Below are 24723 nucleotides of genomic sequence, written 5' to 3'. Positions count from 1 at the left end.
AAAATCTCTTATCAAGCTTTAGCATTCCATTTTCATCTATAAGACACATTAATTTCACAACAAATTAAGTAAAAGGAATTTACATACTCTTAACTTTGTATAGGGAGTTTAAAAGGAAACTGTATATATCTATGCCAAAAAATAACTAAGTGGTGCAGAGATTGTATAGGTTTTAAATTCAGCAACTGCATATAGTAGCGATAAAAGAAAAGAAATAATATGAAAAAAGCATTTAAAATTATAGGTTTTTCACTGTTAGTGATTATCGTACTCTTGATCACCGCTCCATTTATTTTTGAAGCACAGTTAAAAGACATGGTTAAAAAAACCATTAATAAAAATGTAAATGCCACGGTAGAGTTTAGTGATCTTGATCTTACTTTATTCCGAAGTTTTCCACAGGCAACTTTAGTTTTAAAAGACCTTAGTATTATAAATAAAGCACCATTTGCTGGAGACACCCTAGCAGTTTCAGAAGAATTGCTCTTGGAGATGTCTATAAAGGAGCTTTTTAAAGGGAGTGATCAACCAAAGAAGATAGATGAACTTATCTTGAATAAAGCCTTTGTAAACATCAAGGTAGATTCTTTAGGGAATAATAATTATGACATCGCAATTGTAGATTCTACTGCAGTAGATACAGATTCCATTTCCAATCCCTTTCAGTTAGATCTTAAACATTACGAGATTAATAATTCCAGGCTTAAATATGTGGACGAATCAAATAAGATGGCTTTAAGTTTAGAGAATCTAAATCATCAAGGAACTGGAGATTTTTCTTTAGCCCAATCTGAACTAGATACAGAAACGAATTCGCTTATTTCTTTAGATTATGATGGCACCAATTATTTAAATAAAAACAAATTGGCTTTAGATGCTGTCATTCAGATGGATCTGGATAAATTGAAATACACCTTTTTAGAAAATCAAGCCACCTTAAATCAATTGCCTCTTACGTTTAATGGGTATGTTCAAGTTAATGAAGATAATAACGAGATAGATCTTTCTTTTAAAACTCCATCTTCTTCTTTTAAAAATTTCTTGGCAGTGATCCCGGCGATCTATGCTAAGAATATTGAAAACGTAGATACCAAAGGAGATTTTATTGTGAGTGGAATTATAAATGGGATCGTAGATGATACGTATATCCCAAAAATGGATATTAAAATTAGCTCTAGCAACGCTTCATTTAAATATCCAGACTTACCAAAAGGAGTAGATGATATTAACATAGATGTTGCAATAATAAATGAAACAGGACTTATAGATGATACTTTTTTAGACATCAATAAAATGAGTTTTAGGATAGACCAAGACAACTTTAGCGGGAATGGGGAGATTAAAAATCTTACAGGAAATATGTTGGTAGATCTTGCTGTAAAAGGAACTATAAATCTAGCGAATCTGGAAAAAGCTTATCCATTAGAAATGCAACAGGATCTAAATGGAATTTTAACTGCCGATCTAAAAACTTCTTTTGATATGAATTCTATTGAGAAAGAACAATATCAGAACGTGAATAGTAGCGGAGTTGCAAGTATTAAAAATTTCTCTTACAAAACCCCTGAAATTCCTAATGAAGTGAAAATTGCTTCGGCAAATTTTAAATTCAATCAGGGAAATGTACAGGTTTCAGAAATGATGTTGACAAGTGGAAAAACAGATATCAATGCTACAGGTTCTATTCAGAATTTAATGGGATATTTGTTTACAGACCAACAGCTAAAAGGGAATTTCCAGGTGAAATCCAATACTTTTTCTGTAAATGACTTTATGGTTGCTGAGACTAAAACTATAGAAAAAACAAATGAAGAAGGAGTTCCTACAGAGAAACCTAAAGTGGTCACCACAGGAAAAGAAGCTATAAAAATTCCTTCTTTTCTAGATGCTACTTTAGTATTCAATGCGAATACTGTATTGTATGATAATTTAGAGTTGAAAAACGTTGTGGGAACCATGATCATTAAAGATGAAACTGCAACACTTAAAAATGTTACTTCTAATATTTTTGATGGTTCTATCGCCTTAAGCGGAAATGTTTCAACTAAAAATGCCATTCCAACTTTCACGATGGATATGGGATTAAATGCACTGGATATTTCAAAATCTTTTGAAGGTCTTGATCTTTTACAAAGCCTAGCTCCAATTGCAAAAGCATTGCAAGGGAAATTACAAACTCAAATAAATTTATCAGGGAATCTTAACGAAGACTTTACGCCACAACTTTCTAGTCTTGCCGGACAAGCTTTGGCACAACTATTAACCGCAGAAGTGAATCCTGAGAAAATGGCATTACTTACAACCTTAGATGAAAAGTTGAAGTTCATCAATTTCAAAGATATCAACTTAGATAATTTAAGAGGAAAATTAATATTCAATGATGGGAATGTGGAGGTTACTCCTTTCGATTTTAATGTAAAAGGGATTAAAGTTACCGTTGCTGGAAATCATAGTTTCGACAATATTATGGACTACAATCTAACACTAGATGTTCCTGCAAAAATGTTAGGTAGTGAAATTGGTAATACCCTATCTAAGCTAAGCGCTCAGGATCTTCAAAACATGACAGTTGCGGTACCAATTGGTTTGAAAGGAAGTTTTCAAAGCCCACAAATAAATCTAAATATGCAACAAGCAGTTAGCGGACTTACACAACAGATAATTGCACAACAAAAAAAGGAACTCACTAATAAAGGGATAGATGCATTGGGCAATATTCTTACCGGGCAAAATAAACAAACTCCAAAAACTGTAGATTCTACAGGGACGCCAGTAATTACTCCAAAAGACACTATTAGAAATCAGCAGCAACAACAAGTAAAAGATGTTGCAAAAGATATTTTAGGCGGTTTTCTGAATAAAAAACCTAAAAAAGTAGATACCACGAAGGTGAATTAATTGTGATTAATAAATTTTTGTAATGAAATGTCAGTCTGAGCTTGTCGAAGACTCTTTTTAGTAAAGAAGCAAACTTCGACAAGCTCAGTTTGACAACGAGTAAGATTCTGAAACAAGTTCAGAATGACGATGCTTTTAGAAAGAAACCTAACTTCCATATTGTATTAGTTATGGGTTGGTTTGCCACAAATTCACGAATAATTTCCTGAAGATTCTCGTAAAAAAGTATTCGTGTATTCGTGGCTATTGATGTTATCAGAATGTCGAAAATTTGAAATACCTGAGTAAGTCTGAGCTTGTCGAAGACTCTTTTTAGTAAAGAAGCAAACTTCGACAAGCTCAGTTTGACAACGAGTAAGATTCTGAATCAAGTTCAGAATGACGTTGGTTTTAAACACGCCAGTCAGTCTGAGCCTGTCGAAGACTTTTGGACTAGAGTATAGACATTTCCACAACAAAACCTTCATGGCTTCGCACATTAAAAACAGTACCGTCTTCGAATAATAAATATTGTCCCTTGATGCCTTTTAGCACTCCTTCAAAAAATGGAGCTTTCGTTAGATTTAAAGTTTTCACTTTCTTAGGATATTGGAGAACTGGAAAATGAATTTCAGTTTCTTTATTATCTCCTAAAAAGTATTGCATAGCCTCTTCTGGAATGAATTGTCTCAATTTTTCGCGTTCTTCCGCAAGATCCAGATCTTTAACATCGTTGGTAAGCATCTTGCGCCAGTTGGTTTTATCTGCTACATGAGCTTTAAGAGCAACCTCTGTGATGCCTGCTAAATACCTATTTGGAACTTCTACGATCTCGATAGCTTCATGCGCGCCCTGATCTATCCATCTTGTTGGAACTTGCGATTTTCTAGTTACTCCCACTTTTACATTACTGGAATTTGCCAGATATACAATATGTGGTTTTAGTTGTACCTGTTTTTCATAATCCAGATCCCGGTCTTCTTCATCTAAATGAGCTTTACTTAACTCCGGGTTCATTATCCAATTTCCAGCTTGTGGAATGGAGGAATAACAATCGTAACAAAATCCTTGAGCAAATACTTTTTTCTCTAAGCCACAATTCATGCATTGATATCTAAGGAAATTAATGCTGATACGTTTATTTAAAATCTGATTAACATTCAGGAAATCAGACTCAAATACCAAATAATATTCAACTTCTTTTTGCAGTTCGGTTTTCATTTTGCTTAGAACACCTTCGTATCTCATAGTACTTTGTTTAATTTTATAGGAAATGCTTATTGTAAGCTAATAGATTAGTTTTAATTTTATCGGATATACTGTATATTACCAAGCATTTTAAATCAGGTTTAAAGATAAAAAGAATAATGCCAATTCCACTAGTAAACTCTATCGCCTCTTGGGTTTTAAAGAAGCGCATCCACCAAATGGAGTTGTTTATGAAGTATCCAAACGAAGTTCAGCAAGAACTTTTAAGATCTCTCATAAGCAAAGCCAGATATACGGAAATTGGAAAAAAATACAACTTTTCAGAAATAACCAACTACCAGACTTTTGCAGAGCGTGTGCCTATTCATTCTTATGAAGAATATGAACCTTCTATAGAACGCAGTAGAAGAGGCGAAAACAATATATTTTGGCCTACCCCTATTAAGTGGTTTGCAAAATCCAGTGGAACCACAAATGCAAAAAGCAAGTTTATCCCAGTTAGCGACGACTCTTTGGAGAATTGTCATTATGCTGCAGGAAAAGATTTATTGTGCATGTACCTTAACAATAATCCGCAATCACAATTATTTACAGGAAAGAGCTTAAGATTAGGCGGAAGCAAGGAGATCTATAGAAATAACGGCACTTCTTATGGTGATCTTTCAGCAATACTGATAGAAAACATGCCTTTTTGGGCAGAATTCAGCAGTACACCCAGCAGCGAAGTTTCCCTTATGAACGATTGGGAAGTTAAAATGCAGGCGATTGTTAATGAAACTATTAAAGAAAAAGTAACCAGTCTTGCGGGAGTTCCCTCCTGGATGTTGGTATTGCTAAACAAAGTTTTAGATACTAGTGGAAAAGAGAACTTATTTGAAGTTTGGCAAAACTTGGAGGTCTATTTTCATGGAGGTGTGAATTTTCAACCTTATGCAGAACAGTATAAAAAAATACTTCCTAAAGATTCTTTTAGATACTATGAGATCTATAATGCTTCCGAAGGATTTTTTGCCTGCCAAGATCACAACAATTCCAATGAGTTATTGTTAATGCTGGATTATGGGATCTTTTATGAATTTATCCCCATGGATGCCTACGGAACTCCAGAGCAGAAAATATTACCGCTAAGTGAAGTAAAAACAGACGTGAATTATGCTGTTGTTATTACAACAAATGCAGGTTTATGGCGCTATAGAATTGGAGATACTGTGAGATTTACTTCTACCAGCCCTTATAGAATTAAGGTTTCTGGAAGAACCAAACATCATATTAATGTATTTGGGGAGGAGTTAATTATTGAAAACACCGATAACGCGCTAAAAAAAGCATCTCAGATCACTGGTTGCCAAATCATAGATTATACTGCGGCACCCATTTTTATGGAAGGCAAGGAAAAAGGAGCTCATGAATGGATCATCGAATTTAAAACTCCACCAGATAATTTGGAGGTGTTTATAATTGAACTAGATCTGGCTTTACAGCAGCTGAATAGCGATTACGAGGCTAAACGTTTCAATAATATGACGCTTAATATGCCAACAGTACATCAAGCCCGTGAAAAATTATTTTACGATTGGTTGAAGAAGAATGACAAACTTGGTGGGCAGCATAAGATCCCGAGGCTCTCTAATAAACGTTGCTATGTGGAAGAACTATTAGAAATGTCTGGAAAATCTTCTACCACAGATGCATTAGATAGTTAATTTTCTACAAGAATATTTATAAGCAAAAAGCGATCGACTTTAGAAGATTCTAAAGCCGATCGCTTTTTTATTTATTAGAAAGATCTAATTTCTATTATTCCACTAGGCTCTCTTCTTCTGGCATTTCAAGTGCTGGCTTTACGGGTTTATCAAATTTAAAGGCGATAGATATTTTAACGATATTATCATTCTCAAAATTGATATAACTAGAAACAGGGCTCTGGTAAGCGAAGTCGAACATGAAATTATTCCAGTTTAAACCTGCACCAAAAGTTACATGGTTTCTATAACCCTTGTCCCTATTTTGAGTAACAAATCCTGTTCTTATTGTAAATTTCTCATTAAAGTTAAGTTCACCTCCTAATGAGAAAATCACCTCTTTCATTTCTTCTGAAAACCCATCTGGTGCATCTCCAAAGGAATTAAAGATCCCTCCAATAGCAGAATCGTCGGGAATATTCCTGTTATCGTCTGTTGCCGGAACCAAATACTTTAAGGCTTCAGCATGAAAAGAAACATAGTCCTTTTTAGAAGTAGCTATATGATAGCCTCCTCCCAGTTTTAATGATGTTGGTAATGAATAATCAAATCCAGACTCGTTCGAGTATTTTAATTTAGAGCCTACATTCTTTAAATTAAAACCTAAGGTCCATCTATTTACATGCAGATCCATTGGCATAGAGGTGTAAAAACCAGAGACATCAGCACTAATAGCTTGTCCTGTTTTTAATGCCACCATCGTATTGGCTTGGTTATCGGTAATATCTGATCTAATATATCTGGCTGTTACTGCCATTCCAAACTTATCGTTCAGCTTTAAGCTATAGGAGAAATCCACAGCGAATTCATTTGGAACAAAACTCCCTTGTGTGATAATTTGATCTCCTACTTCCTCTTCCAGATCTACATTTCCAAAATTGAAATAAGTAAGAGAGCCACTGATGGCTGCTCTATCTGATAGCTTATTATAATATCCCGCATTGGCATAAAAAATATCATCTGCATAACCTACAAACTGTGGGATATACGAGAGACCGATCCCCTGATCTCCTTCCTCCATAAAAAGGAACTTTGCAGGATTATGGAATTGAGAATAGGCATCTGGAATAGTAGCTACTCCAGCATCTCCCATTCCTCCTGCTCGAGCATCGGGAACAATTTGTAAAAAGGGAGCTCCCGTGATCACTGGTCTTATTAATTGCTGCCCAGAGACACTAAGACTTAGCGAACAAATAAACAGGCTTAAGATTATATATTTAGTAGTCATAAAAATTTATCTTTTAAAGTGCTATTAATTTTTTCATGTAAACATTTCCGTCTGCATCAATGATCTTCACCAATAAGGTTCCTTTCATTGGGGCGATATCTATTTGCATGGTATTCTTCTTGTTTCCTTCAAAAACCTTATAATTATTGGTTTCGGTTTCCATAACATGTACTTCATTAATTCTACCATTAAACGGTAAGATCACTTTAGCAATAGTACTTCTGGTTAACATCGTTGGCACCACGTGAGCCCCCTTAGGATCTGCGCCTTCTCGTTTCACAGTTATAGTTGCTGTTGCTTGAGAAGTGTTCCCAGAAGCATCTGTTGCGGTAAGCACCACCTCATAAACTCCTGGCTTATCGAAAGTATCTCTATCTAAAGTATAGACTAGCTCACTACAATTATCTGTAGAACCGTCATTTACCTCTTCTGGAGTGATCATAGTAGGTTCATCCTGAGTAACGATAACAGTAAGATCCTGAGTTATTACCTCTGGAGCCGTGTTATCTTTTACAGTAACCCATTGTTCCTGAGTGGAAACATTTCCATTTCCATCGTTAAACTCCCAAAGGATCATAAACTCTCCTTCTTCGGAATAAGACGTAGGATCTAGCGTAGTTCCTGTTACAGTTCCTGCACAAGTATCGGTAGCTGTTGGAGCCTCTATAGTAGCTGCCTCACATTCTACAATGATATCTTCTAAACTCTCTACATCTGGAACTGGAGCAGTTAGATCTTCCAGCATTACATCCTGGGTTTGAGTTGCAATGTTGCCATTGGCATCCTCAAAACTCCAAGTGATCACTGTAAGTCCTTGGGTAGTGATCGGGAAGCTTGCATCGTTTGTAACTTTTACAGTTCCTCCACAATTATCGCTAGCGGTTGGAGCGGTTACATCTGATTCTAATACTTCACATACTGCTGTGATATCTGAAAGACTTACAGCTGAAGGAATTGGAGCAATTTTATCTTCTACTGTTACTGTTGAAGTGGTTGTAGACTCATTTCCGTTGTTATCGATCACCGTTAAAGTAACTGTGTTCTCTCCAACTTCAGCACATGTAAATGTACTTGGTGAAACGCTCATACTAGCAATCCCACAAGCATCATTCGAATCATTATCAACATCTTCAGCAGTGATCTCCACATTTCCAGTGTCATCTAATTGAACTGTGATGTCTTTTGCAATTGCTATTGCAGCTACATTATCTTCTACTGTTACTGTTGAAGTGGTTGTAGACTCATTTCCGTTGTTGTCAATTACAGTTAAAGTAACCGTATTTTCTCCAACTTCCGCACATGTAAATGCACTTGGTGAAACACTCATTGAAGCAATCCCACAAGCATCATTCGAACCATTATCAATATCTTCTGCTGATATCATAACATTTCCAGTTTCATCTAATTGAACTGTGATGTCTTTAGCGATTGCTATTGCAGCTACATTATCTTCTACTGTTACTGTGGAAGTGGTAGTCGACTCATTTCCGTTGTTGTCAATTACAGTTAAAGTAACTGTATTGTCTCCAACTTCAGCACATGTAAATGTACTTGGTGAAACACTCATTGAAGCAATCCCACAAGCATCATTCGAACCATTATCAATATCTTCAGCATTTATGGAAACATTTCCAGTGTCATCTAATTGAACTGTGATGTCTTTTGCAACTGCAATTGCAGCTACATTATCTTCTACTGTTACTGTTGAAGTGGTAGTCGACTCATTTCCGTTGTTGTCAATTACAGTTAAAGTAACCGTATTTTCTCCAACTTCCGCACATGTAAATGCACTTGGTGAAACGCTCATACTAGCAATCCCACAAGCATCATTCGAACCATTATCAATATCTTCTGCAGTGATTTCCACATTTCCAGTGTCATCTAATTGAACTGTGATGTCTTTTGCGATTGCTATTGCAGCTACATTATCTTCTACTGTTACTGTTGAAGTGGTAGTCGACTCATTTCCGTTGTGGTCAATTACAGTTAAAGTAACCGTGTTTTCTCCAACTTCCGCACATGTAAATGCACTTGGTGAAACACTCATCGAAGCAATCCCACAAGCATCATTCGAATCATTATCAACATCTTCAGCAGTTATCGAAACATTTCCAGTTTCATCTAATTGAACCGTGATATCTTTTGCGATTGCTATTGCAGCTACATTGTCTTCTACTGTTACTGTTGAAGTGGTAGTAGACTCGTTTCCGTTATTATCGATCACCGTTAAAGTAACTGTGTTCTCTCCAACTTCAGCACATGTAAATGTACTTGGTGAAACGCTCATCGAAGCAATGCCACAAGCATCGTTCGAACCATTATCCACATCTTCAGCAGTTATCGAAACATTTCCAGTTTCATCTAATTGAACTGTGATGTCTTTAGTAACTACCTCAGCAGCTTGTTCATCTATCACAGTGATTTTTTGAACTATTGACTCTACTTCGTTAGCTCCTTCAAACCTTAGATTATCCATAAATACGATGCTAAATTCCACTGGAGCATCTCCTGGAAATGGGCCATCTCCTGGAAATGGGCCATCGCCTGGGAATGGGCCATCGCCACCATCGAATGATGTTGGTATCTCAATAATTACTTGATCAAAAAGCTCTGGGCTTTCATATCCAATAAAATTGGAACTTTCATTTATCAAATAAGTTTCGTTATGAATAATCTCTCCATTTCTAACAAATTTTACTGGTAATTCAGAACCCATGAAAGGTGATATAATTTCAAACCCCACTCTATGAACGCCTTGAGGAAAAATCATTTCTAGATTATAAACTTTAGGGAAATCATCAGACGGACTTGCATTAATCAACACTTTATTTTCACCAGATCCAAACTGTTCCACTCCGACACCAGTACCAAATTCAGACCCATCATCCAATAAGAATAATACGCCTTGTTCTAAAAATTCATCTGTAATAGCATCTCTGTCCATAAGACCGTCAAAGCCTATGTACGTTTCCTCACCACTAAAATCGGTTTGGGAACTTAAAACCCTTTCTTCAAACTTTTCTGAACTTGGAAAGACATTACCACTAGCATCGGTTGCTGTCCACGAAATTATGGTTTCACCTAATGGAAATGGATCATTTAAACTTAAACCATCACTTCTAACCCCCGTAATAGTTTCAATAGTACAATTATCTGAAGCTTCTACTGTTAGCGGCTCCAAAAACGTATAACTACATTCATCATTATTAGTATTAAACACCAAATCTTCTGGTTGTGTAATATCTGGAGCTATGTTATCCTCAACTGTTACTACTGCTGTCTTTTCAGTTACATTACCATTAACATCTGTAACCGTAATTGTTACTGTATTTTCACCTATATCAAGACAAGAGAATGTATTTGGAGTGATTTCTACAGAAGAAATACCACAAGCATCATTTAATGCCGAACCAGAATTGTCTTCTTCAAAATATGCATCGCCGCCAGCATTAGAGAAATTCAATTGCCAATTATTTGGTGCAAATTGACTCACAAAACCTGGTGAAAAATTGCTCACCACTGTAGTAGAAGCACCTGCAACTCCATCAACTGTATAAGATCTAAAACCAAAAATATCATTTTCGAATAAATTAAGGGAAAAGGTTCCATTCTGAGAACTACCAAAGCTATTATTGGTTAATTGGTTATAAACATTATTAAGCAAATACCCAAAAGTATCCCAATTGGATCCATCATCGGTAGTATAATCCCAATCAAATGAAATATCGGCATCAGATGATAATTGTACTGTAAAATCAGTATTACCTTGAGAACCATTATCCCCACTGATGGAAACTATATTATAATTTATAATAACCTGTTCTGGAGTTAGATTAGCAAAACCATTACTATCCAACTGAAGTGTGACATCACTTGTTACAAATTCTGGCGCAATGTTATCTTCAACTGTTACAGTAGCTGTACAAGTATCGGTAACACCATTACTGTCAGTTATTGTTAGAGTAACATTTACAGGAGTTCCTATATTAGAACAACTAAAGGTATCCATATCCAGAGATAAAGTGAATCCTTCTCTATCATCGCTAGAGCCACCATCTACATCACTAGGTAAAATAGTTACATTTCCATTAGCATCTAATTGAGCAGTAAAAGCTTTACAAACTGCAACTGGAGCTTCATTTGTATTCTTTATTACAGTATCTGTTGCAGCATCACCTTCGTTGGTTGCTTCATCAGTCAAGGTTAAAGACAAAGTGATAGTTCCATCTTCCAAACCGCTAAGATCAATTCCAGTGATTTGATCTGTCGCTGTAGAAATTGTTCCTGTACCAGTTACATCAGTTCCACCAATATCGTTGCTAAATGTATAATTATAAGTAGCTCCAACTTCTGCAGCTGCAAACGTAAAGCTTACTGCTGTTTCGTTAGTCTCATCAATTTCTGCCTGATCTATACTTACAGTATAATCTTTTGGTGCTTCCACATCATTCACCGTCACAGTAAAACTACAAGTAGATTTGTTTCCTGAAGCATCGGTAACTTCAAAAGTGTTGGTAGTAGTTCCTATGGGAAATTCACTTCCGCTTGATAAGCCTGCAGTTTGAACAAGACCTAAATCTATTTCTAGAATATATCTTCGAGTAGTGATATTAACAAAATCATTCCATTTATTATTATTTGGATAGATCTCTGTATAATCTTCATTATTACTGTTATTAGGCTCATTTGCGTTCCAATTGGTAAAGGTAATTTCCTCACCATTTCTCCATACAAATTCACCTTCATTAGTTATATCTGTAAAGCCGATCATAGCAGTAACATCTCCTATTGAGTTACCAATAAAATTATTTTCTGAAGCATCATTAATTGTTACTACATTTCCGCCGTTTGTTTCAGCATCTAAAAATGCATCTTCCGGAGCAAAAACATTATTTGATAAGTAATATCGTTTAGCATTATAAGAACCTAAAAATGAAAAACCAGATTTCACTATATCCGAATCACAATTATCCTCGATCTGAATATTATAATCTACAACGGCACCATCAACTCCAGAATCATTTCCAACTTCAATATTCTCTGGACAAGTAATTGATGGAGGAGTATTATCTTCTACAGTAACATACGCAGTTGCTGTAGAGGAATTACCAGCAGCATCAGTTACAGTTAGGGTAACAACGTTATTAGCTCCTGCTAAAGCACTTGTTGTTGAATTTATTGAGGTTGAGCCAATAAAATTAATATTATTAAGACCTCCTAGTGCTGCTTTATCCGCATAAGCTCCGGCGCCTGTATTTGAATCAAAATTATAATAGATTAATAATCCTGATTCGTTGCCATTTAGCTTCTGATTTTGAAGAGTATTTATCTCTGTTGAGCTTAAAACTCTATTCCATAATCTAAATTCATCTAATGAACCATTGTTTGGAGTACCATAAACTGTACTTCCTAAAAAGAAGCTAGCTGCCCAATCAAAATCTGATTGACCTTTATTACCAGAAGCAACTAGGTTACCATCTACATAAAGCTTATTACCAATGCCAGATTGAACTGTCCAACTCACATGATGCCATAATCCATCATTTAAATTTGAAACATTTGAAATAATTGTTTGGTCACTCCATAATCTGGCTGATATTGCCCCATTATTTAGAAAAATATTTCTATCATGTCCATTATAGTTAACCTCAAATAGGTTCGCATTAGGATTCGTAGTCTGAAACCAAAACTCAATTGTAAAATTAGTTTCTGGCAAATCTGCTGCAGAAATATTAGTCGTTGTAGAACTGTTATTTAGAGATAAACTTCCGTCAGCGATTCCAACATTAGAACAATCAAAGGTGGTTTTATCTAAACTTAAAGTCACATCTCCACAAACATCTGAAGAACCATTATCTATTTGAGCAGCCGTAATTATTGCCTCTCCATTCTCATCTAATTGAACAGTGACATTTTGAGCGATAGCTGCAGGGGCCACTTTATCTTCTGCAATAATTTCTACAGTAGCACTACAATCATCTGAGCTACTACTAGTAGAAGTAAAGGTCATACCAGCAGTTACCTCAAAAGGAATTCCATTTGTAATACCATTATCCCAGGTAATAGTTCCTCCATTAGAAGAAGTCCCTGTAATAGTTACCATAGTACCAGGGCAAACATTCATTCCCGGAGTTACTGTTACATTTAATTCTTCACAAAGTATTGTAATGACTACTTTACCATTTCCAGTATTTGCTCCAGCTGTATTTAGTTGGTTGGTTCCTGAATTAAAGGAACCACCACCACCACCACCTGAAGTAATAGTACTAAAATGACCGCCACCACCGCCAGAATAGCCGCCGCCGCCGGCACCGCCATAAGATCCAGCACCGCCACCACCAAGACCCCAAGCACCAGCATTTGGAAAGGTAAAAGAACATCCTCCATTAGTGCCTCCAGCTCCTCCATTTGTCCAAGAAGTACCGGCTCCAGTTCCACCTAAAGTTCCGGGGGATACACCACCGTCCCATGTACCATCGCCACCATATCCATCGCCTTTAAATCCACCGCCACCAGAGGCCCAACCACAATTGCCCCCCTGATAACCTTTTTGTCCTCCAAAACCTGCAATTCCTCCTGCTCCAGATGAATTTCCGCCTTCTTGAGTGATAAGTCCGGGGTATCCTGCTGAATAAATGGAACCACCACCACCACCACCAGCAACAATAAGTGGTGTTCCAGCAAAAATAACTCCAGAACCACCACCACCACCACCTGAATTTCCAAATTGAATTCCAGAATCACCTACAATTACATCCATTATGTCTCCAGGTGTAACCGTAAACGTTCCAGACATACTTGCACCACCACCGCCAATACCTCCATCTCCATTTCCACCTTTTCCTCCAGCAGCAATTATTTGAATGTTACTTACTCCAGCAGGAACAGTGTAGGTCTGAATTGACCCTGTATAATTAAATGTCGTTTGCGCTTCTATCTGCCATACGCTGCATGTAGCCAGAAAGAAAATTAAAAATTTTAAAAAGTAGTTTTGTTTCATTAGAAATGGGTTAATTAAGTATTACGGATATAGAATTAGAAGATATAATAGAAATCTTCTTCTTTTGAAAAAGGAAATTTTTCTTAATATGAAATATGGAAATGAAAATGTAAGTTTCGAGAATTAAGCTTCGAGAATATTGTGGAAATACCGAGAGAATAGAATAGGACTTCTCCTCTAATCGATTTAAATAGTCTTGTACTTTAGCATATATTAAAATATTCATTACCGGGGGAACATTATTAAAAAATTAACGCCAACTTCAAAAAGTGAAAATAACTGACGAATTAACTTAAAATTATTATAATTTTTAACAAATATATGTTAATCTGGATAAAGCTATAGCAGTTTTTACAGGGGAAAAACCCCCTTTTTTTGTAAGAAAATTGCTTTTAAAGGATTGAAATAAAGGCTTTCAGGTGAAAATGTAGGAATAATCCAGTAAGAATTTTCGATGAAATACCTAAAAAATAGATAAAGTGTAAATGTTTAATAAAAGAAAACCCCACAATAATTAATTATTGTGGGGTTTTCTTTTATTAAAGGATATTAATTATTTCTTATTATACCCAAATCTTTTTAGTTGCTTAGAATCATTACGCCAGTTCTTATTCACCTTTACATATAACTCCAAGTGTACTTGTTTTCCAAAGAATTTCTCTAGATCTTTTCTTGCCTCTACTCCTACTCTTTTTAAGGCAGTTCCTTTATGACCAATAATGATCCCTTTTTGAGTTTCACGCTCTACCATGATAATGCTTCGCATTCTAATGATCTCTTCATCCTCAAAAAATTCTTCAGTATCTATCTCTACAGAATAGGGAATCTCCTTTTTATAATGCATTAAGATCTTTTCACGAATGATCTCATTTACAAAGAAACGCTCGGGCTTATCTGTTAAAGTGTCTTTAGGATAGAATGCTGGAGATTCTGGTAATAACTCTACTACTCTATTAAATACCTGAGCTACATTAAATCCTTGCAAAGCAGAAATAGGATAGATCTCGGCATTCGGTACTTTGGCAGTCCAATGAGCTACTTGCTCTTCTAATACTCCTTGATTGGAAATATCTATTTTATTCAGTAATAACAACACAGGAATCGTGGCATTGGTGATCTTTTTAAAGAAAGCTTCATCCTTTAGTTCCTGTTCCCCTATCTCTACCATATAGATTAGGATATCTGCGTCTTCAAAAGCAGATTTCACGAAATCCATCATAGATTGTTGAAGATCGTAAGCTGGTTTAATAATTCCGGGAGTATCACTTAAGATCGCCTGAAAATCTTCTCCATTAACAATCCCCAGAATACGGTGTCTGGTTGTTTGCGCTTTAGAGGTGATAATAGATAATTTTTCACCTACAAAAGCATTCATTAATGTGGACTTACCAACATTTGGATTTCCAATAATATTTACAAAACCAGCTTTATGTGCCATAAGAAAGATTTTTTGCAAAGATATTTTATTTAACAAGTCATTCCTAACTTTTTAAGCCTTTCTAAGTTTGAGGATTTTAAGAACAGAAGTGTCATTCAAAATGAGTGAGGTTAAGAACCACAAAGTACCAGCATCTGGGATTAAAAGAGATTCTTCGACAGGCTCAGGATGACCATGCTAAAATGTCATTCTGAATGAGAGAAACGAAGTGAAAAATTTCAAAAGAAATCAGTTCTTCACATTAAAAACTTCTCGACTCCACTCGAAGTGAACTTTTAAAAAATTATTCGTGAATTCGTGGCAGTCAAAAGTACCTCAAGAAAGATACAATTTCACTGAGATCCTTCAACAGGCTCAGGATGACAACGCAATAAAAGGTGATTCTGAATGAGAGACGCGAAGTGAAGAATCTAATACTTTACATTTAAACAGCTTTCCAAGTAAGATTTAAATTAAAATCGATATTTTTGCCGATTCTTAGGTGTTTTAGAGCTAAGCTTTTAATTATGAAGCAATTAGCAGTAGTCCAAAGAAAATAATTTTGAAATATTTAATCATTACTATTCCCGCATAGTTTTTAGACACATTTAATGACAAAAATTTTTAACCTTTTCGATTTTTCGCAAAAAGTGAATTACAAGACCGAAGTTTTGGCGGGCCTAACTGTTGCTATGACGATGATTCCAGAATCTTTATCGTTCGCAATATTAGCCGGATTCCCTCCTTTAATGGGATTATATGCTTCTTTTATAGCTGGTTTGGTTACCGCTATATTTGGTGGAAGACCAGGAATGATCTCTGGTGGAGCTGGCGCAACGGTCATTGTATTAATTGCTTTAATGAATTCCGATGGTTTAGAATATGTTCTAGCTGCTGTTGCTTTGGCAGGGGTTATTCAAATTTTAATCGGGGTTTTTAAGCTTGGAAAATTCATTCGTTTAGTACCTCATCCGGTAATGTTTGGATTTGTAAACGGCTTGGCTATCATTATATTCATGTCTCAATTAGACCAATTTAAAACGGTAGTTAATGGCGATATGGTTTGGCTTACCGGAAATCCTATGCTTATAATGGCTGGCTTAGTAGCCTTAACAATAGCCATTGTGGTCTTATTGCCGAAAATAACCAAAGCGGTCCCTTCTTCATTAGTTGCTATTATCGTAGTATTTATTTTGGTTTATTTTCTAGGAATAGATACTAAAACAGTAAAAGATATCGCCTCGGTTAGTGGTGGTTTTCCTCCTTTTCATATTCCTAATATTCCAATTAGCTGGGAAACTTTAAAATTGATTGCACCATATTCAATGATCATGGCCGCTGTAGGATTAACTGAAGGTTTACTTACTTTAAACTTGGTAGATGAGATCACAGAAACTAAAGGAAACGGAAACAGAGAATGTATAGCTCAAGGAAGCTCAAATATCTTAAATGGCTTTTTCTTTGGAATGGGAGGCTGCCCGATGATCGCACAAACTTTAGTTAACCTATCGGCTGGTTCAAGAGCACGTTTGGCAGGAATTGTTGCTTCCCTTACAATTCTTGTGATCATTTTATTTGGCGCTCCAATAATAGAACAATTACCAATGGCAGCTCTTGTAGGAGTTATGATCATGGTTGCAATTGGAACTTTTGAATGGGCAAGTTTTAAAATTATTAATAGAGTACCTAAAAAAGATGTTTTCCTAGTTTTAATTGTTGCTACGATCACCGTGCTATTACATAATTTAGCTTTAGCAGTTCTAGTGGGAGTAATCCTTTCTGCATTGTTCTTTGCCTGGGAAAGTGCTAAAAGAATTAGAGCCAGAAAACATATTGATGCTAATGGAGTAAAACATTATGAAATATATGGCCCGCTCTTTTTTGCATCCACCACTGCCTTTATTGAAAAATTTGATGTTGCGAGCGATCCAGATGAAGTAATTATAGATTTTAAAGATTGTCGAGTTTCAGATATGTCGGCTATTGAAGCTTTAAACGTGGTTACTCACCGTTATCATAAACTAGGTAAAAAAGTACATCTTAGACACTTAAGCAATGATTGTATTGTTTTATTAAAAAATGCGGAAGCGATCATTGATGTTAATATTATGGAAGATCCAAGTTACAAGGTCGTTGTAGATAAAGTTTAAATGACTCACATCTCATATAAAAGTCTCTTGAAAATAATTTCAAGAGACTTTTATATTTTCACCCTTATGTTAAACCCTTCTATAAATGCACAGCTTAAGAGCTAGATTATTCTTAAATTTAGACTGCCAATTTTAAAATTAAAAAATATGCCTGTAAGCGTAAAAGGTGATAAAGAGCTTGAAAGCACCCTTTCTATAGAAAATAAATGTCTTAGAATAAATCTTAATGAAAATATCTACGGAACTTTTGCCGAAATAGGTGCAGGTCAAGAAACGGTTCGTAATTTTTTTAGGGTTGGAGATGCTTCGGGTACCATTGCCAAAACAATAAGCGCTTACGATAAGGATTTTAGCGATGCCATTTATGGTATTGAAGATGATGGAAGATATGTTACCGAAAACCGGTTAAAAAGCATTCTTTCTTTTGAAACTGGTCTTATTGAAAATAGGATCTCTAGAGAAAAGCATCCAGACAAACTTTTCTTTAGCTACGCAAACACAGTAACCACTATAGATTTTGCTAAAAAATACAAAGGGCATGGCTGGATGGGAATCCGTTTTCAAACCCAGCCAGAAGAAGAATATAGTGAGATCATATTACATGTTCAGTTTCATGAAACCTTAGCTGTACTTCAGCAAATAACCATAGGAACCATGGGAGTGAATTTAATTCATGGCGCCTATTATCTTCATGATGATCCAAAAAACCTGTTGATGCATTTATATGATCAGTTGGATAAAGATCAGATCGAAATAGACACCATTAATTTTACCGGTCCTGTTTTTGAAAATGTAGACAATAGATTGATGAGTTTACAATTGGTTAAAAACGGAATGACAGATGCCGTGATGTTTGCGCCAGATGGACACAATATTCTTCCTGCCAATGTTTTATATAAACGTAATATTTTAACCCTGCGTGGTAGTTTTAGACCAGTTACCAAGGTGAATATGAGTATGTATGAAAAATCTTTAAAACTTTTTCTGAAAGAAAATAAGGTGAATGAGGATAAGGTAATGGTGATCTTTGAAATGACGCTTTCCAATCTTAGAGCAGAAGGAGAAATAGATGAAAAAGATTTTATGGATAGGGCTCAATTACTTTGCTCGCTTGGGCAAACGGTAATGATCTCTAATTTTCAAGAATACTACAAAGTAGTAGAATATTTCGCACAACATACCTCAGAACGCATGGGACTAACCATGGGAGTTAATACCTTTGTAGATATTTTTGACGAAAGATATTACAGGCATCTAAGTGGCGGTATTTTAGAGGCATTCGGGAAATTATTTTTCAAAGATCTAAAGGTTTATCTATATCCTCTTAAAGACCCTGAAACAGGAGAAATAATTACAAGTGAGAACCTAAAAGTACACCCACGAATGAAGGAGTTGTATAAATTCTTTAAGGATAATGGAAAAGTTGTAGACATAACAGATTATGATCCCTCTACACTAGACATTAATTCCAGAGAAGTATACCAACTTATCGTGGATGGTAAAACTGGCTGGGAAAACATGTTACCAGAGAGCACCACCCAACTCATTAAAGAAAAAAATCTATTTAGATAATAACTTCAATTATTCCCTAGATTCATTTTTTTGAATTATTGTCCCAGGCATAAAACCAAAATGCTTTTTAAAGGAAGAAAAGAAAATATCTTTATTCTGAAAACCAGACTGTCTGGCTACTGCAGAAAGATCTGACTCTCCATTATTAATAAGCGATCTAGCATATGCCAACTTGGTTCTATTAATAAAATCTAATGGAGTAAGCCCGTTAGATTTTTTCAGTTTTAAATAGAAGGAATTACTAGACATTCCAACAGCTTTGCTTAGATCTTCTACAGTAAAACTACTATCCTGTATATTTTGAAGGATAATTGCTTCTAGATTGGTGATAAATTTATCATCCAAACCTCCTTTCAGCAAATTGCTGTTACGTTCACTTAGCTTGGTATTTACGAAGGGCTGAGAACTAGAAAGGCTTGTTTTCTCCTCAACTATTTCCAGTAAAATCTCTAAGTTTATTGGTTTCTCAATTAGTTGTAGTGATCCTAATGGCTCCTCTATAATTAATTCCGTTCTTTCTTCCTGCGTAAGCATCATAAATACAGGAACATTTTTTAAGTCTGAATTTTCCTTGATCGCATTATAAAAAGTGATCCCATCCATTCCCGGCATTTCAAAGTTGCTTATAATTGCATTTGGTATAATCCTACTCGCAATCTCATAAGCCTCCAAACCATTTTTAGCATAGAAAACTTCACCCAATTTCTTGAAGGTTCGAACAAATACATTTCTAAGTTCCTCATTATTCTCCACTATCAGGATCCGGATCTCTTCTGAAGTGATCTTATTTCTTGATTCTAATTCCCAATCAGAACTCTCACTAACCTCAATATTTTTATTAAAAGAAACAGTTTTTAAATCTGGAGTAGCCTCCACTTCTGACTCTTCTTCAGAAACCATTACCTGCTGTTGTTTCTCCTTTATCTCTAAAGTTTTAGTTGCCTTAACTATCTCGTTATCATTATGATTTTTTAGGATCATAGTAAATGTTGTTCCTTGATTTTTGCTGCTTTCAAAGACGATGGTTCCACCAAGTTTATCTATAAAATCTTTAACATATAATAAGTTATTATGCTCAGAATTTTCTGTCACTAGCCTATTTCTAGAGCTTCTGTAGTAATCTTTAATCAACTTTTGATCTTCTCTTGGCAATCCTAAACCATTATCTGCAACTTGTATTTTAAGATCTCCCTTATTTGTGCCAATTAGGTTGATGATTATTTTACCATTTTCAAAAGAATATTTGATAGCACTAGAAATAAGATTAAAAAAGATCTTATTCAAATTATCTGCATCATAATAAAAGAATTTCTGGCTCCATTGGTTATTTACAATGATCTCCAATTGTTTTTGGCGAAGCAGCGGCTCAAAATCCTTGATCAATTCATCAAAATAAGTATCAAGGGTAATTTTAGAGATCACGGGATCAGCATTAAACTTGCTAAAGTTTGAAGTTTGAAAATTTAAAATAGGCTCTAATAATACCCTAAGTCTATTAACCGTATTCTTTAAACGATGTTTCGCTTTAGACTCTTCTTCAGCAATAGAATCTAAAGAGGTTAGTATAATATTCAACGGCGTGCCGATCTCCTGATTCAGATTGCTGTAAAATTTAGATCGTGCAGCTTTGTTTTCTTTCTTTTTATATATTCTGAAAAGATAGAACGGAAGCCCTATAAGTGCCAATAATATTATTCCGAAGATGATATATGCGCTTGGAGATGCCCACCAAGGAGCTGCAATATTCATTGAAATTTCCTTTACAGAGCTCCATGGTCCATTTGCCTTTTTAGCTTTCACTAAAAATGTGTAATTTCCTGGAGCAAGGTTTGCATAATTTGCTTCATTTATAGTGCTTGGTTCAGACCATTCTGTATCCAAACCTTCCAGCTTCCAGGAATAGGCCAATTGAGAATAATCTCCAGGAGTCATTCCGTAGAATTTTATATGAAAAGAGTTCTCATATGTCTCTAACTTTAAATTCTTACCAGAGCTAAAATTAGCCAAAGACTTTGTTCTTTTCTTCTTAGACCTCACATCTAATGAACCGAACAAGATATTAGGAACAGTTTCCGGTTTGCTTTTTAATTTAATCGGATTAAAAACACTTACGCCTTTTAAGGTTCCAAATGCCAGTTTATTTTCTAATTGTGCAAAGCTTCCTCTCGTAAATACGGCGCTTAATAATCCGTCATCTTTATCGAAAACTCGAATTGTTGGATCATCCTCTATTACAAAATTCACTAAGCCTTTATTGGTTCCTGCCCAAATTTCATTCCTACCATAGATCAACAAACCTTGAATTCTATTGGAAGGTAATCCAGATTTTACATTGATCACTTTTACAGAACCAGTTTCAGGATTATAAATAACAATTCCTGCTCCCTCTGTTGCCAACACTATTTCTCCAGATAAGGTTTCATTAATTGTATTGATATTAAAATAAGGCAGATTTTTAGTATTCGGGTCCAGTTTCGTGATGGGCTGAAATGTATTTGCTCCCGTATGAATATTAAACACCCCATTCTTTCCAGCGGCTAACACATTCCCATTCGCCAATTGAGCCATTGCACTTATGCCTTGTAAAGAGAAACTTTTAATCTCGTTATTTGGGCTAATCCTAGTTAGATTCCCATCTTCGCCGCCAGCCCAGACATTTTTATTGGTGTCTACTAATAAAGCATTCACTTTTTGAAGCCCGGTTTTATGTAGGGCATCTGTAGAATATTGAGCTCTTAAAAATGTATTGATATTGATCTTGTAAAGTCCATCATTAAAAGTCGCAACCCACATATGCATATCATCTGATTGCAGATCTTTAATAACATCTGGAATTTTGCTTTGATACTTAAATGAAAGGTTTTTTAAATGCTGCCAAGAATCTGAACGCCTATTCCAAACGCTTAAACCTTGCCTAGTTCCAAACCATACATTCCCATTCTTATCTTGTTCTATAGCAGTTGTAAAATTATCTGCAAGGCTGCTATATTTTTTAGGGTCATGACGCAAAAATTCAAAATTGTTCTGTTTTAAATTGATGGAGTTAATCTGTCCAGATTCCGTGGAAACCCAAAGGGTATTGTGTTTATCCAGAAACAAACCATTCAAACTATTATCAGATAAAGAAAGATTGTTATTTTCTTGCTGTAAATAGTGAGAGGCCAGTTGTAGATTTTTATTTAAGATCAATAAGCCATCTCCATTAGAAGCTAAATAAACATTCCCCAGTTTATCTATAGAAATATCTGCGATAGCAGTTTTTTGAGTGGAATATGGAAGACTATAAACTTTTTCTGGATTGCTAAAATTCTTATCTGTTTTATAAAGTCCGTTTTCTTGGGTGCCTATTAAATAGAACTCTCCGGTGAAGAGAATACTTTTTATATTAAAATCTTTATAACTTAAAAGTGGAATTTTTTTATACTGCCCGCTATTTTTATTTAAACTGAACAATCCTTTTGAAGTTCCAAACACGATTCTATCATTCACAGGAGCCAGATCATGTACAGACTGCTTTGAAGGAAATGGAGAAATAAGCACAATTTGACCGTTGGTATAGTTCCAGATCCCATTTGTAGAGCCAACCCAAATTTTCCCTAATTCATCTTCGGCTATCTGTTGTACATTCGTTTGTAGATTAGCTCTTTCCGAAGGAATAGCTAAAAAAGTATTTTTTTCAGGATCATAGAGATATAATCCGTTCTCTGTCCCAGTCCAAATTCGGTTTTGGGAATCTATAAATAACGTATTTATTTGCCCTGCATTTTCGGGCATCCCTTTAAATTGCGAATAAAATTCTGAAAAGAAGGAATTATAGCGTTGCACATGATCGTCTGAAGCGATCCAAAGATTGCCAATACTATCTTGCTGAATTTCATTTATCTTCTGAAAACTTCCATTTACCTCGGTAAGTTTTTCTATTCCTACTACTTCCTGCGCCATGCAATCACTTATTGCATTCCCCAATAAAATAAGTGAACTGGCAAGAAATATTTTCAATTTAGTGTGCCCCAAATCTTAAATATTTATTGTTGTTAATGCAAACAATTTAATGATAAGACTAGATATAAATCACTGTTTAGAAGATAATTAAAAGTGATTTATCAAGAGGTTATTAACCGATAAATCTCTAATATTTAAAAATTTATAATTTTGTTGAAATAAAAAAAAACCACCTTAATAAAGGTGGTGTATTTATGTATTGCAATTAAATATTAACTATTATCCACTACATCTGCTTCAGGGGCATTTTTCATTACTGAAGCAATTCCATTTTCCATAGCCGCAGAAGAAGTATAAGACTCACTAGTACCGATAACTTGGCTATTTGTAGATTTTAAGTTGAAACGATACTTTCCATTAGCATCTTTTCTTTCGAAATTAGAATCCTTTTGTGAATTCTTTTTAACAGATTCTATTCCATTCATACATGATGGTTTAGCTTTATAGCCTTCACTACTTAAAATAATCTGGCCATTGCTGGCTTTTAAATTAAATCTAAATTCTCCTGCCTTGTCTTTTTTGATCTCAAATTTTCCCATAATTAAGTTTTAGTTGGATTTAAATTTATGAAATTCCTACTCTTTATTCAAAAATTTTTATAGAGATCAAGCTTAAAAGCTCCATGTCTACTCATAATCTGATTTTCTTAGATACATTAAAACTAATTCTAGTGCTCGTTTAAACTAGTAAAAACAATCAAAAAGTAAAGTTTTATTTACTTTTTGTAACTAAAACTTTCCATAATTCAATTTTAGGTTTATATTTGTAAAACAAACTTTACATTAAAATTATATTTATCATGAAAGAAAAATCAAAACCGCGAGCAGAGCTCACAAAAAAGAATACTATTAATTTGGCATTATGGACTGGAGCTTGGTTAGTAACTATGGCAATAAGCAGTTTTGGATCTTTATTTCTATGGGAAGGAAATAGCCTTCTAAGCGGATTAGCAATTCTATTAAATTTCTTAGTAGGGATAGGAATGATCCTCGCCAATATAAAACATCTTAAAGGCTTAGATGAGCTACAACGTAAGATCCAATTAGAAGCTATGGGAATCGCGCTTGGATTAGCTGTAGTGGCCGGCCTTGCTTATTCTTCTTTAGATCAAACCAATCTTATTAGTTATAATGCAGAGATCTCCCATTTGGTGATCCTTATTGGGATCACCTATTTTGCTGGAGTATTAATTGGAACTTCAAGATACCGATGAAAAACAAGATAAAAATACTAAGAGCAGAACACGAGCTAACTCAACAGCAGCTTGCCGAAAAGGTGGATGTTTCCAGACAAACCATCAATGCTATTGAAAAAGGAAAATTTGATCCGAGTTTACCATTAGCCTTTAAAATTTCCAAATTATTCAATATGAGTATCGAAGAAATTTTTCAGAATGAATAGGTCTTTATTTTCAGTAAATTCACATAATCAAAAAACCCTTTCAGTTTCCTGAAAGGGTTTTACGTAGTTGTAACTGCTACAAATAAAAGCATTTCTAAATACAAGTATTTCACCAACACCTAAGA

Annotated in this window: 12 protein-coding genes; 6 read left to right on the top strand and 6 right to left on the bottom strand. The window is 35.1% G+C overall.

From position 1 onward, the window contains the following. Positions 1–219 precede the first annotated feature (219 nt). Complete coding sequence (locus BC962_RS05055) at positions 220–2898, top strand: AsmA-like C-terminal region-containing protein (protein WP_121344780.1); 2679 nt, start codon at positions 220–222, stop codon at positions 2896–2898. A 432-nt stretch (positions 2899–3330) separates the two neighbouring features. Here BC962_RS05055 and BC962_RS05050 read toward each other — a convergent pair whose 3' ends face one another. Beyond that, positions 3331–4125 (bottom strand): DUF2797 domain-containing protein, encoded by a 795-nt coding sequence (locus tag BC962_RS05050; RefSeq protein ID WP_121344779.1) that lies wholly within the window; start codon positions 4123–4125, stop codon positions 3331–3333. A 119-nt stretch (positions 4126–4244) separates the two neighbouring features. Between BC962_RS05050 and BC962_RS05045 the strand changes: the two genes are divergently transcribed. Beyond that, the gene (locus tag BC962_RS05045; protein ID WP_121344778.1) at positions 4245–5789 is read left to right on the top strand and encodes a GH3 auxin-responsive promoter family protein; all 1545 of its coding nucleotides are present in this window, start codon (positions 4245–4247) and stop codon (positions 5787–5789) included. Between the two features lie 94 nt (positions 5790–5883). Here the strand turns inward: BC962_RS05045 and porV are convergent, their stop codons facing one another. From porV to era, 3 genes are all read right to left on the bottom strand, one after another. Beyond that, a complete protein-coding gene (porV, locus tag BC962_RS05040) occupies positions 5884–7056 on the bottom strand; it encodes a type IX secretion system outer membrane channel protein PorV (protein ID WP_121344777.1) in 1173 nt (390 codons plus the stop codon). A gap of 13 nt (positions 7057–7069) precedes the next feature. Then, the gene (locus BC962_RS05035) at positions 7070–14056 is read right to left on the bottom strand and encodes an HYR domain-containing protein (protein ID WP_183075445.1); all 6987 of its coding nucleotides are present in this window, start codon (positions 14054–14056) and stop codon (positions 7070–7072) included. Between the two features lie 553 nt (positions 14057–14609). Continuing rightward, positions 14610–15494 (bottom strand): GTPase Era, encoded by an 885-nt coding sequence (gene era, locus BC962_RS05020; protein ID WP_121344774.1) that lies wholly within the window; start codon positions 15492–15494, stop codon positions 14610–14612. Positions 15495–16084: 590 nt separating this feature from the next. Here era and BC962_RS05015 point away from each other — a divergent pair. Further along, positions 16085–17623, top strand: coding sequence for a SulP family inorganic anion transporter (locus BC962_RS05015; protein ID WP_121344773.1), 1539 nt, complete (start codon positions 16085–16087; stop codon positions 17621–17623). 147 nt (positions 17624–17770) lie between these two features. Further along, positions 17771–19195: a TonB-dependent receptor gene (locus BC962_RS05010; protein ID WP_121344772.1), complete on the top strand. Its 1425-nt coding sequence runs from the start codon at positions 17771–17773 to the stop codon at positions 19193–19195. 9 nt (positions 19196–19204) lie between these two features. Here BC962_RS05010 and BC962_RS05005 read toward each other — a convergent pair whose 3' ends face one another. Together BC962_RS05005 and BC962_RS05000 are read right to left on the bottom strand one after the other, a co-directional pair. Then, positions 19205–23209 carry a hybrid sensor histidine kinase/response regulator transcription factor gene (locus BC962_RS05005; RefSeq protein ID WP_147405616.1) on the bottom strand — a complete coding sequence of 1335 codons (4005 nt, stop codon included), beginning with the start codon at positions 23207–23209 and terminating at the stop codon, positions 19205–19207. 200 nt (positions 23210–23409) lie between these two features. Further along, a complete protein-coding gene (locus BC962_RS05000) occupies positions 23410–23736 on the bottom strand; it encodes a YegP family protein (protein WP_121344770.1) in 327 nt (108 codons plus the stop codon). Between the two features lie 260 nt (positions 23737–23996). Between BC962_RS05000 and BC962_RS04995 the strand changes: the two genes are divergently transcribed. Both BC962_RS04995 and BC962_RS04990 read left to right on the top strand, forming a co-directional pair. Beyond that, the gene (locus tag BC962_RS04995) at positions 23997–24410 is read left to right on the top strand and encodes a hypothetical protein (protein WP_121344769.1); all 414 of its coding nucleotides are present in this window, start codon (positions 23997–23999) and stop codon (positions 24408–24410) included. Continuing rightward, the gene (locus BC962_RS04990) at positions 24407–24598 is read left to right on the top strand and encodes a helix-turn-helix transcriptional regulator (RefSeq protein WP_121344768.1); all 192 of its coding nucleotides are present in this window, start codon (positions 24407–24409) and stop codon (positions 24596–24598) included. Before BC962_RS04995 ends, BC962_RS04990 begins: the two co-directional genes overlap by 4 nt. Positions 24599–24723 lie beyond the last annotated feature (125 nt).

The sequence above is a fragment of the Gillisia mitskevichiae genome (assembly GCF_003634585.1).
Classification (GTDB): Bacteria; Bacteroidota; Bacteroidia; order Flavobacteriales; family Flavobacteriaceae; genus Gillisia; species Gillisia mitskevichiae.
This window is presented reverse-complemented; position numbering and strand designations above follow the sequence as displayed.

Excerpts from the sequence above, each read along its gene's own strand:
- BC962_RS05055 (WP_121344780.1), top strand. The coding sequence starts at position 220 with ATGAAAAAAGCATTTAAAATTATAGGTTTTTCACTGTTAGTGATTATC.
- BC962_RS05050 (WP_121344779.1), bottom strand. The coding sequence starts at position 4,125 with ATGAGATACGAAGGTGTTCTAAGCAAAATGAAAACCGAACTGCAAAAA.
- BC962_RS05045 (WP_121344778.1), top strand. The coding sequence starts at position 4,245 with ATGCCAATTCCACTAGTAAACTCTATCGCCTCTTGGGTTTTAAAGAAG.
- porV (WP_121344777.1), bottom strand. The coding sequence starts at position 7,056 with ATGACTACTAAATATATAATCTTAAGCCTGTTTATTTGTTCGCTAAGT.
- BC962_RS05035 (WP_183075445.1), bottom strand. The coding sequence starts at position 14,056 with ATGAAACAAAACTACTTTTTAAAATTTTTAATTTTCTTTCTGGCTACA.
- era (WP_121344774.1), bottom strand. The coding sequence starts at position 15,494 with ATGGCACATAAAGCTGGTTTTGTAAATATTATTGGAAATCCAAATGTT.
- BC962_RS05015 (WP_121344773.1), top strand. The coding sequence starts at position 16,085 with ATGACAAAAATTTTTAACCTTTTCGATTTTTCGCAAAAAGTGAATTAC.
- BC962_RS05010 (WP_121344772.1), top strand. The coding sequence starts at position 17,771 with ATGCCTGTAAGCGTAAAAGGTGATAAAGAGCTTGAAAGCACCCTTTCT.
- BC962_RS05000 (WP_121344770.1), bottom strand. The coding sequence starts at position 23,736 with ATGGGAAAATTTGAGATCAAAAAAGACAAGGCAGGAGAATTTAGATTT.
- BC962_RS04995 (WP_121344769.1), top strand. The coding sequence starts at position 23,997 with ATGAAAGAAAAATCAAAACCGCGAGCAGAGCTCACAAAAAAGAATACT.
- BC962_RS04990 (WP_121344768.1), top strand. The coding sequence starts at position 24,407 with ATGAAAAACAAGATAAAAATACTAAGAGCAGAACACGAGCTAACTCAA.